Origin of the sequence: Varibaculum cambriense (assembly GCF_032557235.1) — a bacterium.
GTDB classification, from domain to species: domain Bacteria; phylum Actinomycetota; class Actinomycetes; order Actinomycetales; family Actinomycetaceae; genus Varibaculum; species Varibaculum cambriense_C.
In genome coordinates this window covers 100550-116820 of sequence record NZ_JAWGMB010000004.1, presented here as the reverse complement: position 1 = coordinate 116820, position 16271 = coordinate 100550, and the positions used below count along the sequence as shown (strand labels likewise).

The following is a 16271-nucleotide window of genomic DNA, read 5'->3' as shown; positions in this document are numbered from 1 at the left end:
CTTCCCGGGCAGCAGGTTTTACCAGAGGTCAGGGGAATGCGGTTGGGTAGTGGGTGAGAATTCAGACGACTTCCCAATGCCGCGCGCAAAATTTCATACCGGGCAGCTATTTCATATAAGGGAAGACTTTGAATAAGCGGATTTTCGTAAGGAAAAAGAACGATACTACCCATTTCAATGTCTATGACATTTTTGGTCTTGACGCGGCTGCACTGGAAAAAGCCAAGTACACCGTATTTGCTGAGATCAACCAGGATCTGGTGCTTGACGAGATTGATATCGATGACTACTACGTCCTCGAATATCTACCGGGACAATTCGACCAGCGCGCCGATGCCGCGGAAAAATGCCTACAGCTGCAAGGATATGAAGCTACCGTCAAATGCGGATACGGGCATACCGGCAAGGTTGAATTCAACCCCATCGAGATGCGACTTAAAGATATGTCGATACTGGAAAACGAAACCTACGTTCCTAACCGGCAATTACCTCCCAGCATTGAAATCACCGAAGATTACTATGAAAATGCCGCCTTGGCGATGACCAAAGCAGACTTGCTATTTATCAAAGGCTATTTCGACAGTATCGGGCGTCTACCTACCGAAACTGAGATTAAAGTAATCGATACCTACTGGTCAGACCACTGTCGCCACACCACTTTTGAAACTGAACTAACCGATGCCGCCTTTAGCGGTCCTTACGCGGATCGCCTGCAGGAAGAATGGGATCGCTACCTGCAAGAACGCAATAGCGAAAAACCGATTACCCTGATGGATTTGGCCACCCTGGCTGCCAAACGAGAAAAGGTGAAGAACCAGGAAGTCTCCAACGAGATTAACGCCTGCTCGGTATATGTAACTGTGGGCGGCGAGCGTTATATCCTGCAGTTCAAGAACGAAACCCACAATCACCCCACCGAGATAGAACCTTTCGGTGGGGCTTCAACTTGTATTGGGGGTGCTATACGTGACCCGCTATCGGGACGTACCTTCGTTTACCAGGCAATGCGTATTTCCGGCAGCGCTGATCCCCGGCTATCAGACCCCATCGAAGGCAAACTATCCAGTAAAGAAATCACCCAACGAGCAGCCGCTGGATATTCCTCTTACGGGAACCAGATCGGACTTGCTACTAACTATGTTAAGGAAATCTATCACCCTGGTTATCGTGCAAAACGCCTCGAACTTGGCTTTGTAGTAGGAGCAGCTCCCGCAGAGAACATTATTCGCGAAGAACCTGCCCCCGGGGATCTCATCCTCTTGATCGGAGGACGGACCGGACGTGACGGGATTGGGGGAGCTACCGGATCTTCCAAAACCCACACTCGGGACTCCTCCCAAACCTGTGGGGCAGAGGTACAAAAAGGTAACCCGATTATTGAACGCAAGATTCAGCGGCTTTTCCGTCGCGGCGAGGTCGCCAAGCGGATTAAGAAATGCAATGACTTTGGAGCGGGAGGAGTCTCCGTCGCTATCGGAGAGCTGGCTCCCGGCTTGGAAATAGAACTCGACCGGGTACCGGTCAAATACCAGGGGCTAAATGGTACCGAACTGGCTATTTCGGAATCTCAAGAACGAATGGCAGTGTGCATAGACCCCGCAGACCTGCAGTTTTTCTATGATGCTTGCGAAAGTGAAGACGTAGAAGTAACTCATGTGGCCACGGTGACGGCTGAGCGGCGCCTGGTGATGCACTACCTGGGAGAAACTATTGTGGATATTTCCCGGGATTTCCTCGATACCAATGGGGTGCGTTCTCAAGCTAAGTTTAAAGCCGTCTCTAGCGGGGAAATTTCTACCCGGCGCAGCATTTCCGGGGCGAACCTGCAGGAAAAACTGGAAAATAACCTGGCAGATTTAAATATTTGTTCCCAGCGCGGACTCAACGAAATCTTCGATTCCTCTATTGGCGCCACCACTTTAACCTTGCCCTATGGCGGTAAATTCCAGCGCACTCCTTCGCAGGTGAGTGCGCAGCTGGTGTCAATGGAGAACGAACAATCCGAGGTAGCCTCGGTAGCGGCCTACGGTTTTGAACCTTCGCTAGCTGAGCTCAGCCCCTACCACAGTGCAATTGTTTCAGTAGTGCAATCAATGTCGCGTCTAGCCGCATCCGGGGTAGATTACCGCGACCTGTATTTCAGTTTCCAAGAATATTTCCCGCGTCTTGGGCAGGAACCTGAGAAGTGGGGAACAGTGGTGGAATCGCTGCTAGGAGCCAACCGGGTTCTGCGGCACTTCCATCTCGCCTCCATCGGCGGTAAAGATTCTATGTCCGGCACTTTCGAAGATATGAATGTGCCACCTACTTTGGTTAGTTTCGCGATCGGTATGCAGGAAGCGGATAAACTGCGCACCCCGGAATTCAAAGCTCGTAATCACCGTCTCTACCTGTTACCTGTGCAAACAGATGAATTGGGGGCAATAGATCTGGAGTCTTTCCAAGCTGCCCTCGATAAGTTGCAAACGATCAATCCCCTCTCGGCATACGCCCTCGGGTATGGAGGGATCGCAGAGGCATTGCCAAAAATGGCTTTCGGAAACCGGATCGGGTTCAGCATCAATACTGAAGAAGACCTATTTGCTTCCCGCTATGGCAGTTTCCTGCTCGAAACCGATCAGCATTTGGACTTACCGTTGTTGGGATACACCGGTAGCTGGTCAGATAGCGCCATTAACGGGCAACGTTTAGACCTGGCAGCTTTACAACAAGCTTGGGAACAACCTCTGGCAGATATTTTCCCGACCGCCGGCAGCCAGCTTCCTAACGATATTTCTAGATCCAGTGAAACCTGCCTGACTAAACCGCGTCATGCGCCCTATCGAAAACAAAATCCGCAAGTATTTATTCCGATTTTCCCCGGCACTAACTGCGAATACGATATGACGCGGGCTTTTACTCGCGAAGGGGCACAGGTAGTAACCGAGGTTTATCGAGATGCCGCCTCCTATGCCCGACAAATCGAGCAAGCCGATATTTTGGCACTGCCTGGGGGCTTCTCCGTGGGCGACGAACCCGATGGATCGGCAAAGTTTATTGTTTCGGTGCTGCGCCAAAAACAGGTTAAGGAAGCCGTCCACTCCCTACTGCGCAAAGGTGGGCTAATCCTGGGGATCTGTAATGGTTTCCAGGCATTGATCAAATCCGGGTTGCTTCCCTATGGGCAGATCCGCGATCTGGATCCGGATTCGCCTACCCTGGCAGCAAATGACAGCGGACACCACGTCGCCAAAATCGTCCATACCGCCGTGTCTTCGGTGGCCTCCCCCTGGCTCAGCTCCTTTGATGTGGGAGAAGTCCACCACCTGCCGATTTCTCATGGCGAAGGGCGGGTAGTTATGAGCCCCGAGCAGTACCGCGAATATTCGGCCTCGGGTCAGATCGCTACCAAATATTTAGGGGAGAACCCCAATGGATCTTCCTTCGGAATCGAAGGGCTGTTGGCTCATCACGGGCAAATCCTGGGAAAGATGGGTCATTCAGAAAGGAGCGGTAGCGGTTTATACCTCAACTACTGTCCTGAAATAGAACAAAACCTATTTAGAAACGGGGTTAATTATTTCCGATGGATGTAGCAATCATTTTTGGTTCCGCCTCCGATAAAGAAAAAATGGCGGGCGCAGCCAAATGCTTAGACGAGTTCGGATTGGAATATCAGGCTTATATCGCTTCGGCCCATCGGGTACCGGAACTTTTAGAGAAAATCCTAAAAGACGCCGTGGACTCGGGGGCGAAAGCCATCATCGCCGGGGCAGGCCTGGCGGCGCACCTGCCCGGAGTTATTGCCTCTAAAGTGACTATCCCGGTAATCGGGGTACCACTAGATGCGGCCTTAGGCGGTCAAGACGCCCTCTACTCAATCGTGCAAATGCCAAAAGGAATCCCGGTTTCTACGGTGGGAATCAACAATTCCTATAATGCCGCCATGACCGCGGTGCAGATTATTGGCACCAGTAATGAAAAGGTAGCCGCGCAACTCAAAGAGTATCGCGCAAATATGAAGCAGAAGTTCACCGCCGACCCGGTTAGTTTTTAAGAGAAAATTTTTAGATAAAAGAAGGCAAATCATGGAGAAAAAAGAATTCCTGTACGAGGGTAAAGCCAAGAAAATCTACGCCACCGATGATCCCGATAAGGTAGTTGTTTATTACAAGGATGATGCCACTGCCGGTAACGGCGAAAAGAAAGGCACCATTGCGGATAAAGGCATTATCAACAATGAGCTCACCAGCTACCTATTTGAAATGCTGGCCTCGCAGGGAGTAAAAACCCACTTCATTGAGAAACTGAATGATCGCGAGCAGCTGTGCTGGAAGTTAGATATCGTGCCGCTAGAGGTCATCACTCGCAATATTATTGCCGGTTCTATGGCTAAACGCCTGGGGCTAGAAGAAGGCACCATGCCGAAGAAAATGATTCAAGAGTTCTCCTATAAGGATGACGACTTGGGCGATCCTCTGATCAACTCCGATCACGCGGTGGCCATTGGGGCGGCCACGGAAGAAGAAGTCGCGGAAATCCTGGAGGTAACCGCCAAGATTAACCAAATCCTGTCTGATGCTTTCAAGAAAGAAGGCATCCTCCTGGTGGACTTCAAGATTGAGTTCGGTCGCGACAAGGACGGCAACCTGATGCTAGCCGACGAAATCACCCCCGATACTTGCCGCCTGTGGGATGCGGAAACCAAGAAGAAACTGGATAAGGATCGTTTCCGCCGGGATATGGGCGGGATCGAAGAAGCCTATAAAGAAATCCTGCACCGTATTACCAAGAAATAGATTTTAGAGCAGATCCCTGGGGGTGGAGGCAATACTTCCACCCCCAGGAGACAGACCGCTACTAAGGGCAAGGGAAAAGACAGAATATGGTCAGCTATAAAGATGCCGGTGTTGATAAAGAAGCAGGATACGAGCATGTGCGCCGGTTAAAGCAAATGGTTGCCTCTACCCAAAATAAACAGGTATTGGGTTCCCTGGGATCATTTGCTGCCCTCTATGAACTCGGTAAATTCCAGGAGCCAGTCCTAGTTTCTGGTACCGATGGCGTGGGCACGAAACTGAAAATTGCCTTCGCCCTCGAAAAATACGACACCGTAGGCATCGATCTGGTGGCCATGTGCGTAAACGATGTACTCTGTCATGGAGCCAGGCCACTGTTTTTCCTGGATTATCTGGCTTGTTCCGAGCTGGATGCCGAAGTTTCTTCTCAACTCGTGTCCGGAGTGGTCACCGGGTGTAAGCAGGCGGGTGCGGCGCTAATCGGGGGCGAAACTGCGGAGATGCCCGGATTTTATCAAAGCGGCGAATACGATATGGCCGGGTTTGCCGTGGGAGTGGTAGAGAAGGCCGATATTATCGATGGCTCGGCGATTAAAGAGGACGATGTGGTGGTAGCTCTTCCTTCCTCTGGGCTACATTCCAACGGATTCTCGCTGGTAAGGGCGCTCTTTAAGGATTCTTTCCCGGCGGAGTTGCTGACTCCGACTAAAATCTATGTTCCCGAAATTCTCTCGTTGCTGGAGCAAAAAATTGAGATCCACGGGCTGGCGAATATTACCGGGGGTGGGCTCGAGGAAAACGTCCCGCGGATTATTCCTGAGGGTCTGTGCGCGCGGATTGAAAAAGAAAAGGTTCGTATTCCTGCCATCTTTAAACGTGAAGAATTCGCGGCGGTACCCGAAAGTGAAATGTGGGGAACCTTCAATATGGGAGTGGGCTTCACTCTGGTGATTCCCCCCGAAGAATTACCGAAAGTAACCGCGTCGCTGCCCGAGGCCTATCAAATCGGGCAAATCCAGTCGCAAACACAGCTTCCCGATGCGCAGGGCAGTAAAATATGCCTGCGATAAGTGTCTTTTGCTCTGGGGCAGGTACAAATCTACAAGCACTCATTGACGCTGGATGCGATATTCGCCAGGTGATTTGTAACCACGAATGCCCAGCGGCGGATCGGGCGCGCGATGCCGGTATTCCTACCTTGATTACCGAACCGATTGCGGTGTCAGACGTTGATCCTCAAAGCGAATTGATAGTGTTAGCCGGATACTTAAAAATCCTTTCTCCGCAGTGTGTAGCGGCGTTTGAAGAGCGCATTATTAATACCCATCCCGCGTTGTTACCCAAATTTGGTGGAAAAGGAATGTACGGGATGCACGTGCATGAAGCAGTTTTGGCTGCAAAGGAAAAAGAATCTGGCTGCAGCGTACACCTGGTAACTAACCAAGTTGACGCGGGGAAGATTTTAGCGCAACGAAAAGTTCCGGTACTTCCGGACGATACCCCTAAATCCCTGCAGGAGCGAGTGATTATCCAAGAACACCATTTGTTAGTGGAAATAGTGAAAAACTGGGATAAATACTGCCCGAAAGAAAAGAGAAAATACTGATGGCGAAGATTTTGATAGTAGGCAACGGGGGACGAGAAAACGCTATTAAGCGCGCCCTGGGAGCCCACGAAATTGCCCAAACCACGTCCTCTAATATGCAAGAAATCTTGCGGACAGCCCAGGAGTTCGCCGCGGATCTAACTATTGTGGGCAGCGAAGACCTGCTAGTTGCCGGGATTGGAGATCTGTTTAGCCAGGCCGGAATGAAGCTATTTGGGCCTGGCAAGGCAGCTGCCCGACTAGAAGGCTCGAAAGCCTATGCCAAAGACTTTATGAAAAAATACGGCGTAAAAACCGCCAGCTACCAAACTTTCAGCGACTACGAGACCGCGATTGCGGGACTGGTGGATTTTAACCTCCCGGTAGTGGTGAAAGCTTCAGGACTTGCAGCCGGAAAAGGGGTAATCATCTGTGAAACCGCAGATGAAGCTCGCGATGCGATTGCGGAAATCATGGTTGAGGGACGATTTGGCAAAGCCGGAGAACAGGTTATCTTAGAGGAATACCTGGTTGGCAAAGAAGCCTCTATTCTCACTCTCGCTAATGAAAAAGGTATCTTTCCGCTAGTTTCTGCCAAGGATCATAAAAAGATTGGCGAAGGAGAAACTGGTCCCAATACCGGTGGAATGGGAACTTTTGCCCCCAATCCGTTTTACACCGATGAGAGGCAGGCTCAGTTTGAACGTGACATTTTGGCTCCTACTTTGAAAGGTATCCAGGCAGAGGGGCTAAAATTTGCGGGCTGTATATTCTTTGGTTTAATGCTCACTGATAATGGCACTTACCTTTTGGAATACAATATGCGGTTTGGCGACCCAGAAACCCAAGTAGTATTGCCGCTCCTCGATAGCGATTTATATTCACTCTTAACTGCCTGTATGCAGCGGACGCTTACCCAGGACGATATTCAAATACGTGATCAAAAAGCTATTTGTCTGGTGTTGGCTTCGGGAGGCTACCCGGGTAGCTATGAAAAAGGCAAAGAGATTACCGGGCTAGAGGGCGTGGATTACCTGGAAGCGGGGGTGCGGCATGAAAACGGGAAAGTCTATACCAATGGGGGGCGAGTGCTGAATCTAGTCGCTCGCGCGGACACTTTAGCAGCCGCCCGCCAGGTGGTTTACGAAAATGCCCAGAAAGTAGATTTTGCGGGTAAAACCTATCGGAAAGATATAGGTAGCGACGCTATTTAATACACCAGTCCTATCGCTTAGGGTTTTTAATTATTTAGGAGGACGAGCTTGCAGGCACAAACGGTAACTAACCTGGGAGAAGAATGCGGGGTTTTCGGAGTGTATGGTTCTCCCGATGCCTCTAGCCTGATCTACTACGGCCTGCATGCGCTGCAGCACCGCGGTCAAGAAGGAGCGGGAATTGCCGTTGCTGACGGTCAAACTATTCGGGTAAAGAAAGCTAAAGGTCTGGTTTCCGAAGTATTTGATGATCCGCAACGGCTGGTTAAGCTCAGTGGCTCGTGCGGTATCGGGCATGTGCGGTATTCTACTTCCGGTAATAACTGGAGCTGTAACTTGCAGCCCTTCGTTTTCCATCTCCATACGGGCAATATTTCCCTAGCTCATAACGGGAACCTGGTTAACTCGCCGGATCTAAAAATAGAACTGGAACGGCAAGGATCAATTTTTAACTCCAACTCGGATTCGGAAGTGCTAATGCACTTGATAATGCGGGAACAAGGGAGTTTATATGAACGGATCTGCGGGGCGTTGCAGCGGCTGCGAGGAGGATTCAGCTACCTGATCATGACCGATGACACCATGTACGGGATAGTGGATCCTCACTGTCTGCGGCCACTGGTGATCGGGAAGACTAAGACCCGCGACGGTTGGGTAATATCCAGTGAAAGCTGTGCCTTGGACTTGATCGGGGCGGAGTTTTATCGGGATCTGCGGGGCGGAGAAATCGCAATTATTAATGAGGACGGACTAAAGATTGAACGCTACTGCCCGCCGGAAGACACCTGCGTAGCCGCCATGGAGTATATTTATTTCGCTCGGCCGGACTCCAATATTTTGGGGAAAAATGTCCATGCGGTGCGTAAACAGTGCGGGATGACTTTAGCGCATGAGCAGCCTGCTCCCGGCGCGGACATTGTTATTGGGGTTCCTAACTCTTCCCTGTCGGCAGCGTCGGGCTATGCAGAAGCTGCCCACCTGCCCTATGAAATGGGGCTAGTGAAGAACCAATACGTGACTCGTACCTTTATTCAACCGAAACAGTCCCTGCGAGAAAAAGGGGTACTGATGAAGCTATCTGCGGTAAAAGGTATCGTGGAAGGCAAATCGGTGGTGATGGTAGATGACTCGATTGTGCGCGGTACAACTTCTAGGCGGATCGTCAGGCTGCTGAAAGATGCCGGCGCTCGCGAGGTACATGTGAGAATCGCTTCTCCCGAGTTTATTTTCCCCAGTTTCTACGGGATTGACGTTTCCAGCTCAGCGGAGCTAATCAGTGCCCATATGAATGTGGAAGAGCTACGAGAGTATTTGGGAGCAGATTCCTTAGGGTACTTGTCGATACCGGGGCTGGTGGACTCCGTAGGGCTGAACCTGCCTGGTAAATACGGAGGCCTCTGTATGGATTCTTTCGCCGGGCACTACCCGGCGGGTCTGGGCAGTTACGAGCAAGAGTATTTAGAAACTAGGACGGAGATTCAAAAGAGTTTCTCTGCCTAGAATTCTATGGGTACTCTGCATAGAGCCCAGCTATATAAGCAATTCCGGCCGTCTTTGCTGGCGCTGCCTACTTGGCGGCACGGATTTTATCACGAGCCCGATAGGCGGGGATAAGCTCGGTGGCAAGCATAGCGGCAACTACTAAGGTGCCTCCAATGACCATTCGCGAGGTTACGTCCTCGCCCCCGAAAAGGACCGCAAAAGCGGCAGCGAACACCGGTTCCATAGTCATTACTACTGCAGCCTTAGTGGGACGTAGGTGTTTCTGCGCCCAGGTCTGCATAATTAAGGCTCCAATGGCTGCGAACACCACTGTGTAAAGCAACACTGTCCACTGCCCCGCGTCCCGAGGTAATTGCAGTCCGAAGGGCAGAGCCGCTAGGAAACAGAAGACTCCAATGGCGATTAATTGGATTGCCGCTAAAGTGATGGGGTCGTCTTCGGCGGCCCAGCGAGCGGTGAGTACGATGTGGAGAGCAAAAAGAGCTGCTCCCGCCAGAGTTAATAGTTCCCCGAACCCAATGGCGAATCCATCAAGACTCAAAACCATTAACCCTGCCGTCGCCACCAGGGCAGCGGCTAGGTTCACTGGCTTAATCTTTTCTTTGAAAAGCAACCACACTAGCAGGGGGGTAATCACTACATACAGTCCGGTAATGAAACCTACCACCGAGGCATCGGCACTCTCTAAACCTTTGGTTTGTAGGACTTGTGCCGCGGAATAGACTGCACCTAAAGCAAGAGCGTGTTGCCAAACTATTTTGCTCGCCTTTTTTAAGCGAGGAAAAAATATCACTGCCGAAAGCGCGCCCGCGATCACGAACCTAACCCCGAGAAAAGATAGGGTGGTCATACTATTCAACAGGTCTTTGATCAGAAAAAAGGTAGAACCCCAAAAAGCGGTGGTAAGTATCAGCGCTAAAACGGCTAGAGACTGCAGATAATAGCGATTGAGTCCCTTCAAATCATCCCCCTTTGCTTTTCATCGTCATTTGATTTTAGGAGGCTTAGCTGACGTAAAGCCATTTACGAGGATGTGTGCTCTAGCACCTTGCGAGAAAAACCAGGGAGAAAGAGGACACAAAAGCTGCCCCTTGCAGGATTAGAAGCATTAGGGGAGGTAACGATGTGCTATTCTTCCTTCAGGAAAACGTTAGGAGCGTGATGGGAACCAGACGGTCGCGGCAACTACCTGAGGTTTCTATTTCCAATTTCACCCCGCTGCGGCGGGTTATTTTTTTATCAAAAACACTCAATTGGAAAGGGCGAAAACATGTCGGAAGATTATGATTTCCCGCGTTTTGGGGTAGGGCAACATCTGATTTCGGTTGGTCAATTTGATCGCGAAAACCTGGGGGAACTCTTTGATCTTGCCGAGTTCTTGCGTCCTGTCGCTCAACGAAAGCAAATCTGTACGGTTCTAGATGGTGCCGTCTTGTGTTCCCTATTTTTCGAGCCTTCGACTCGTACCCGGCTATCCTTTGAATCTGCCTTTTTACGCCTGGGTGGGGAAGTGGAAACTACTACCGGTTTTACTTTCTCTTCTATGGCCAAAGGGGAATCAATCGCGGATACTTCCCGGGTGGTTTCCGGATTCACCGATGTTTTAGTGGTACGTCATCCCGATGCTGGTTCAGTAGCCGAGTTCGCCCGTCATTCGGTGGTGCCAGTGCTCAACGCGGGCGATGGCTCTGGCGAGCACCCCTCTCAAGCCCTCCTGGATGTGTTCACCATGCGCAAAGAACTAGGCAAACGGGGTAAATCTCTAGATGGAAGCACTATTGCGATTATGGGGGATCTGAAATATGGGCGTACCGTACATTCTTTAATGAAATTGATGAGCTTGTATGAGGGCGTATCTTTCCGGTTATTCTCCCCGCCCTCCTTGGAACTTCCGGATGAAATCGCCGAGTATGCGCTTAGCCGGGGAGGTCGGGTAATCGATTGTCAGAACCAGATTGAGGCCTTGGAAGGCGCAGATACGGTTTACGCCACCCGGGTTCAGCGCGAACGGATGACGGAAGAGCTGGCTAAGTCGAAAGAATTGCAAGGGTGTCTGCTAGATAAGGCGATGCTAGAGGAAGCCGGAGCCCACGACATTGTTATCTGCCATCCGCTGCCGCGAGATTCTCGGCCTAATGCTCTTGACCTGTCGACAGATGTGGATGATCTACCGGGGCTGTCAATTTTTAAGCAAACCGATAATGGGGTCCTGGTGCGTATGGCAATGTTCCTGACCACTATGGGAGTCGGGAAAGAATTGGTGCAAGCCAAGACCAAACATAAGATCTGGAAAGTCACCCCCGACGACTAGAAATACCGAGCTTTATGAAACTGACCGGCAGGAGGGTAAATCCCCCTGCCGGTCAGTGCTATATAAAGCGCTTTCGCTACTGGGCAACTCTATTTCTTGAACAGAGTCTTGCGGGCATATACCGGCTCGGAAGTTACCTGTAATCCCAAGTTCCGGAAGATCTGGGTATCAACTGAACCTAAAATCGTGGTGGTATGCACTTCGCAATCTCGCAAATGAGCTAGTTCTTCTAGCGCTTTACGCGCATTCTCATCAGTATCTGCTGAAACCGACAGGGCAATTAAAACCTCATCGGTATGGAGACGGGGGTTACGCGCCCCCAAATGGTCAACTTTCAAGGTTTGGATGGGCTTAATTGAAGAGGGCGCGAGCAGCTGCACCTCCTGGTCAATCCCGGCCAGTAGCTTTAAGGCATTAAGTAGCATTGCTGAGCAACAACCAAGCAGGGGTGAAGTTTTACCGGTAACAATGCGACCATCTCCTAGCTGCATCGCTGCCGCCGGAGCGCCAGTTTCGGCCTCCAAATTCAAAGCCGGCCGGACTACGTAACGGTACTCTTTTGTGATCCCTAGTTTTGCCATTGTCATGGCAATCCGGTGTGACTCGATGGGATCGGCTTGAGTAGCTGCCTCGTTACCCAAAGCGTGATAGTAACGGCGTACCACTTCCTGTTTAGCGGCTTCCTGACAAACTAAATCATCGCTGATACAAAAGCCTGCCATATTGACGCCCATATCGGTAGGTGACTGATAGGGGCACGAGCCGGCCAGTTGCTGCAGCAAGGAGCGCAGCAGGGGGAAAACTTCCACATCTCGGTTATAGTTTACCGCTTGTTTATCGTAGGCCTGCAGGTGGAAAGGATCGATCATATTGACATCATCTAGGTCAGCGGTGGCGGCCTCGTAGGCAAGATTCACCGGATGATCGAGGGGAAGATTCCAAATTGGGAAAGTTTCAAATTTGGCGTAACCAGCTTTTATACCTCGCTGATATTCGTGGTAAATCTGAGAGAGGCAAGTTGCCAGTTTTCCGGAACCCGGCCCGGGAGCAGTCACGACTACCAAATCGCGGCTAGTTTCCACATAGTCGTTATGTCCAAATCCTTCCTCGGAAACAATCAAATTGGTGTTGGAAGGGTAGCCGGGAATCGTATAGTGCTGCGCAACTTTAAGGCCGGAACGCTCCAAACGTTCTTTGAATAACTTGGCGTTGTGGTTATCTTCTGTCATCTGGGTTAAAACAATGTTTTCTACCAGGAAGCCCCGTTCCCGAAATACATCCACCAAGCGCAGGACGTCCTGTTCATAGGGGATACCTAAATCTGCGCGAATTTTTTGACGGTTGAGATCTTTAGCGTTGATAGCAACCACGATTTCCATTTCATCGCGTAACCGCTCCAGCATAGAGATCTTATTATCGGGGGTGAATCCCGGTAGCACCCGAGAGGCGTGGAAGTCGTCGAAAAGTTTGCCCCCCATCTCCAGGTAGAGCTTGCCGCCTATCTGCTGGCGACGTTCATCAATATGCTGCGATTGTGAAGAAATATACCGCTCAGAATCAAAACCAATTCGCATGGAACCCTTTCTGTTTGTCAACTTGACGGGGGTCATGCGCCCTTACCCATAATAGTGGGTGCGACGCCGGTGGTAAACCTGGCAGTAAATAGCCGTTTCCTAAGTGTGTCAGCCGCTAGGGAGAAAATGCTATTCCTAGGTCATGGGGCGCGCTCTGCCTCGACTATCCCATTTGTCTATTAGGATCGAATAGTGAGTGTAAAGCTAAGTCGCCTGGTCGAGCGCCTAGAGGAACTGTATCCTCCCCATTTAGCTGAAGAATGGGATCGGGTGGGATTAATTACCGGGCATCCAGATTCTGACATTGATAAAGTCCTGGTAGCAGTGGATCCAGTGACAACAGTCCTGGAGCAAGCGAAACAGGTCGGGGCGCAGCTGATTGTTACCCACCACCCCCTATATTTACGGGGTACCTCTTTTGTGGCAGCTACCGATCCGAAGGGGAGCCTGATTCACCAGCTAATCGAAAACGGGATTGCGCTGTTTAACGCACACACCAACGCTGATTCCGCAGAAGGCGGGGTAGCAGATTGCCTAGCCGCTGCAGTGGGATTGACTAATACCCGTCCCTTGCTTCCCCTAAGTGAGCACACCGGCACCGGGCGCATCGGAGATTTACCCGCACCCTTGCCGCTTAAAGATTATGCGCAACAGGTGGGGCAGGCTTTACCGGCGTGCCCAGCAGGAATCCTGGTGGGAGGAGATCTTCAGGCGCAGGTACAAACGATCGCGGTTAGCGGCGGCAGTGGCGATTCTTTCTTGGAGGAGGCGCGCAAGGCTGGAGCGGATGTCTATATTTGCGCTGACCTGCGACATCATCCGGCTTCCGAGCATTTAGAGGCGGGCAAACCCTATCTTATTTGTGCCACTCACTGGGCAAGTGAATGGCCGTGGGTACCTGCTTGTGCTCGTCACCTAGAACATAGTTTTTCTGGAGAACTGACGGTGGAGGTCTCAAAGATTTGCACTGATCCCTGGGTCGCACGGATATCGCCGAAATCATCGGAGAAATAGAGGAGAAAGCAATGGAAGCGCCTTGGAAAGACCAACTGACTTTACTAGATTTGCAAGAGCTGGACACTAAGATTGCCAGGTTACGGTTTCGGCTCAAGAAAATGCCCCAATTGGCGCAGCTAGCGGAGCTGAGTGAAAAAGACCGTAAGTTGGACGATAAACACACGCAACTGTCAGCTCATAAAACCGATAAACAGCGGGAAATAACTAACCTGGAAAATGACCTGGCAGGCATCCAAAATCGCCTGCAAACTCAACAGGAACGCTTAGATGCGGGTGCGGGAACCCCTAAAGAGCTGGTTAGCTTGCAAGAAGAAATCCAGCAGATGCACCAGCGAATCGGTGTTTTAGAGGACCAAATGCTCGCGGTGATGGGCGAGCTGGAACAGCTAGAGGATATCGAACAGCAAATCACTCAGCGCAAACAGGAACACGCCCAAGAGATTTCGCGATTAAAACATGAAGTTGGAGCAGAAAACTCGCAAATCACTGCCCAGTTGCAGCAGCTAGAAAGGGAGCGGGAACAAAAGGCTGGTCCCCTAGACCCCCAGCTACTGTCGCTTTACGAGCAGGTACGCGGGCAAACCGGGGGAGTAGGAGCAGTGAAAGTAGTTGACGGAAGACCAGTTGGATATGATCTGTCTTTTTCGGTAGCGGAAATCGCGCACTTGCGGGCAGCGAAACCAGAAGAAGTTATTACCTCCGAGGATGAAGGCTATCTGCTAATTCGCTGCCCGCAATAGTAACTATTTAGTTATACAACTGGGGTGTTAAACGATGCCTTGCTCCATCATGGCGTGAGCCACCTTCAAGAAGCTATTGATATTAGCGCCCATTACATAGTCACCGGCGTGGCCATATTCTTCCGCGGTTTGTGCGCATTCATCGTGAATGTTGTGCATGATCTTGGTGAGTTCTTTTTCCACCTTCTCAAAGTCCCAAGAGGCGCGGGAAGCATTTTGGCTCATTTCTAAGGCCGAAGTGGCAACCCCACCAGCATTTGCGGCTTTACCGGGGGCAAATAGCACCCCGGAATCCTGGAACAAACTGGTGGCGTTAGGGGTGCAAGGCATGTTTGCGCCCTCAGCCACTACCTTTACCCCGCCATCAAGTAAACGCTTTGCGTCCTGCGAAGTAAGTTCGTTTTGGGTAGCGCAGGGGAGGGCAACGGTTCCCCCAACGGCCCAAGGTTTAGATCCGGAATGATAGGTAACCCCCGGTTTACGTTTGGCATACTCAGTTAGCCGCGCCCGTTCTACCTCTTTGACCTGTTTTAGTAGCTGGACATCAATCCCATCTTCGTCTAGAACCCAGCCAGAAGAGTCGGAAACAGTCACGACTTTCGCACCTAGTTGTTTCGCTTTTTCTGCCGCATAGATCGCTACATTTCCGGCGCCGGAAATCATTACTCTCTGGTCTTCCAGATCCAGTCCTCGAGTCTGCAGCATTCTCTGGGCAAATAGCACTGTCCCATAACCGGTGGCTTCCGTCCGTGCTTGGGATCCTCCCCAAGAAAGAGACTTACCGGTTAACACCCCGGTTTCGAAACGGTTGGTTAGTCGCTTATACATACCGAATAGGTAGCCAATTTCACGACCTCCAACCCCGATGTCACCGGCGGGGATATCGGTATATTCCCCAATGTGTCGATAAAGCTCAGTCATAAACTGTTGGCAAAAGCGCATTACTTCGGTGTCGGAGCGTCCATGCGGATCAAAATCTGATCCGCCTTTGCCGCCACCAATGCCCTGACCGGTCAGGGCATTTTTGAAAATTTGTTCAAAGCCTAAGAATTTCAAGATCGAACGGTTCACCGACCGGTGGAAGCGCAGGCCTCCCTTATAGGGGCCGAGCGCGGAGTTGAACTCGATGCGGTACCCCCGATTAACCTGTACTTCGCCATTATCGTCCACCCAGGGAACCCTGAAAAGAATCTGGCGTTCCGGCTCTACCAGTCGATCTAGAAGTTTAGTTTCAACGAACTCGGGATGCTTTTCTACTGCGGGGCCAATGGATTCTAGAATCTCCCGTACTGCCTGGTGAAATTCGGGTTCATTAGGATTACGATCGAGAACTTCATCGTAAACCTTTTCCACAACACTGCCCATCAAGCGCCTCCTTAAACTATTCGGTGAGCTTCGTTGGCTGCTTTAGCTCAACGCCTGCTACTCCTTAAGATTTTCATTCTTAGCCGAAAAGATACCACTGCTATCCACATTTTGACGAAAGCATTAACTTTTTTGCCTTTCTCACAATTGATGGCGGTGAGAATGGGACTTAAGGCATATTTTT

Annotated in this window: 13 protein-coding genes; 10 read left to right on the top strand and 3 right to left on the bottom strand. The window is 50.8% G+C overall.

Features of this window, described 5'->3' with window-relative positions; all coding sequences use genetic code 11:
- The first annotated feature begins 128 nt into the window (after nt 1-128).
- From E6072_RS04610 to purF, 7 genes are all read left to right on the top strand, one after another.
- Nucleotides 129-3575, top strand: coding sequence for a phosphoribosylformylglycinamidine synthase (locus E6072_RS04610; RefSeq protein WP_316694079.1), 3447 nt, complete (start codon nt 129-131; stop codon nt 3573-3575).
- A complete protein-coding gene (purE, locus tag E6072_RS04605; protein ID WP_101929885.1) occupies nt 3566-4036 on the top strand; it encodes a 5-(carboxyamino)imidazole ribonucleotide mutase in 471 nt (156 codons plus the stop codon). The genes E6072_RS04610 and purE overlap by 10 nt, the downstream gene beginning before the upstream one ends.
- Nucleotides 4037-4067: 31 nt before the next feature.
- Nucleotides 4068-4778 (top strand): phosphoribosylaminoimidazolesuccinocarboxamide synthase, encoded by a 711-nt coding sequence (gene purC, locus E6072_RS04600; RefSeq protein WP_316694075.1) that lies wholly within the window; start codon nt 4068-4070, stop codon nt 4776-4778.
- A gap of 86 nt (nt 4779-4864) precedes the next feature.
- Entirely contained in the window at nt 4865-5848 is a 984-nt protein-coding gene (gene purM, locus E6072_RS04595; RefSeq protein WP_316694074.1) for a phosphoribosylformylglycinamidine cyclo-ligase, read from the top strand.
- Nucleotides 5836-6384, top strand: a complete 549-nt coding sequence (locus E6072_RS04590; protein ID WP_316694073.1) for a phosphoribosylglycinamide formyltransferase — start codon at nt 5836-5838, stop codon at nt 6382-6384. Before purM ends, E6072_RS04590 begins: the two co-directional genes overlap by 13 nt.
- On the top strand, nt 6384-7577 hold the full coding sequence (gene purD / locus E6072_RS04585) for a phosphoribosylamine--glycine ligase (RefSeq protein ID WP_316694072.1): 1194 nt from the start codon (nt 6384-6386) through the stop codon (nt 7575-7577). The genes E6072_RS04590 and purD overlap by 1 nt, the downstream gene beginning before the upstream one ends.
- A gap of 48 nt (nt 7578-7625) precedes the next feature.
- Nucleotides 7626-9077 carry an amidophosphoribosyltransferase gene (purF, locus tag E6072_RS04580; RefSeq protein WP_316694071.1) on the top strand — a complete coding sequence of 484 codons (1452 nt, stop codon included), beginning with the start codon at nt 7626-7628 and terminating at the stop codon, nt 9075-9077.
- Nucleotides 9078-9144: 67 nt separating this feature from the next.
- On the opposite strand, the gene E6072_RS04575 is transcribed toward purF, so the two are convergent.
- Complete coding sequence (locus E6072_RS04575) at nt 9145-10041, bottom strand: DMT family transporter (protein ID WP_316694069.1); 897 nt, start codon at nt 10039-10041, stop codon at nt 9145-9147.
- A 309-nt stretch (nt 10042-10350) separates the two neighbouring features.
- Here E6072_RS04575 and pyrB point away from each other — a divergent pair, with 309 nt between their 5' ends.
- The gene (pyrB, locus tag E6072_RS04570) at nt 10351-11391 is read left to right on the top strand and encodes an aspartate carbamoyltransferase (protein ID WP_316694068.1); all 1041 of its coding nucleotides are present in this window, start codon (nt 10351-10353) and stop codon (nt 11389-11391) included.
- An 89-nt stretch (nt 11392-11480) separates the two neighbouring features.
- On the opposite strand, the gene E6072_RS04565 is transcribed toward pyrB, so the two are convergent.
- Nucleotides 11481-12965 carry a DUF1846 domain-containing protein gene (locus E6072_RS04565; protein WP_316694066.1) on the bottom strand — a complete coding sequence of 495 codons (1485 nt, stop codon included), beginning with the start codon at nt 12963-12965 and terminating at the stop codon, nt 11481-11483.
- Between the two features lie 192 nt (nt 12966-13157).
- On the opposite strand from E6072_RS04565, the gene E6072_RS04560 reads away from it, so the two are divergent.
- Nucleotides 13158-13979, top strand: a complete 822-nt coding sequence (locus E6072_RS04560; protein WP_316694065.1) for a Nif3-like dinuclear metal center hexameric protein — start codon at nt 13158-13160, stop codon at nt 13977-13979.
- Between the two features lie 11 nt (nt 13980-13990).
- A complete protein-coding gene (locus tag E6072_RS04555; RefSeq protein ID WP_316694064.1) occupies nt 13991-14722 on the top strand; it encodes a hypothetical protein in 732 nt (243 codons plus the stop codon).
- A gap of 27 nt (nt 14723-14749) precedes the next feature.
- Here the strand turns inward: E6072_RS04555 and gdhA are convergent, their stop codons facing one another.
- The gene (gene gdhA / locus E6072_RS04550; protein WP_316694063.1) at nt 14750-16087 is read right to left on the bottom strand and encodes an NADP-specific glutamate dehydrogenase; all 1338 of its coding nucleotides are present in this window, start codon (nt 16085-16087) and stop codon (nt 14750-14752) included.
- Nucleotides 16088-16271: the final 184 nt, after the last annotated feature.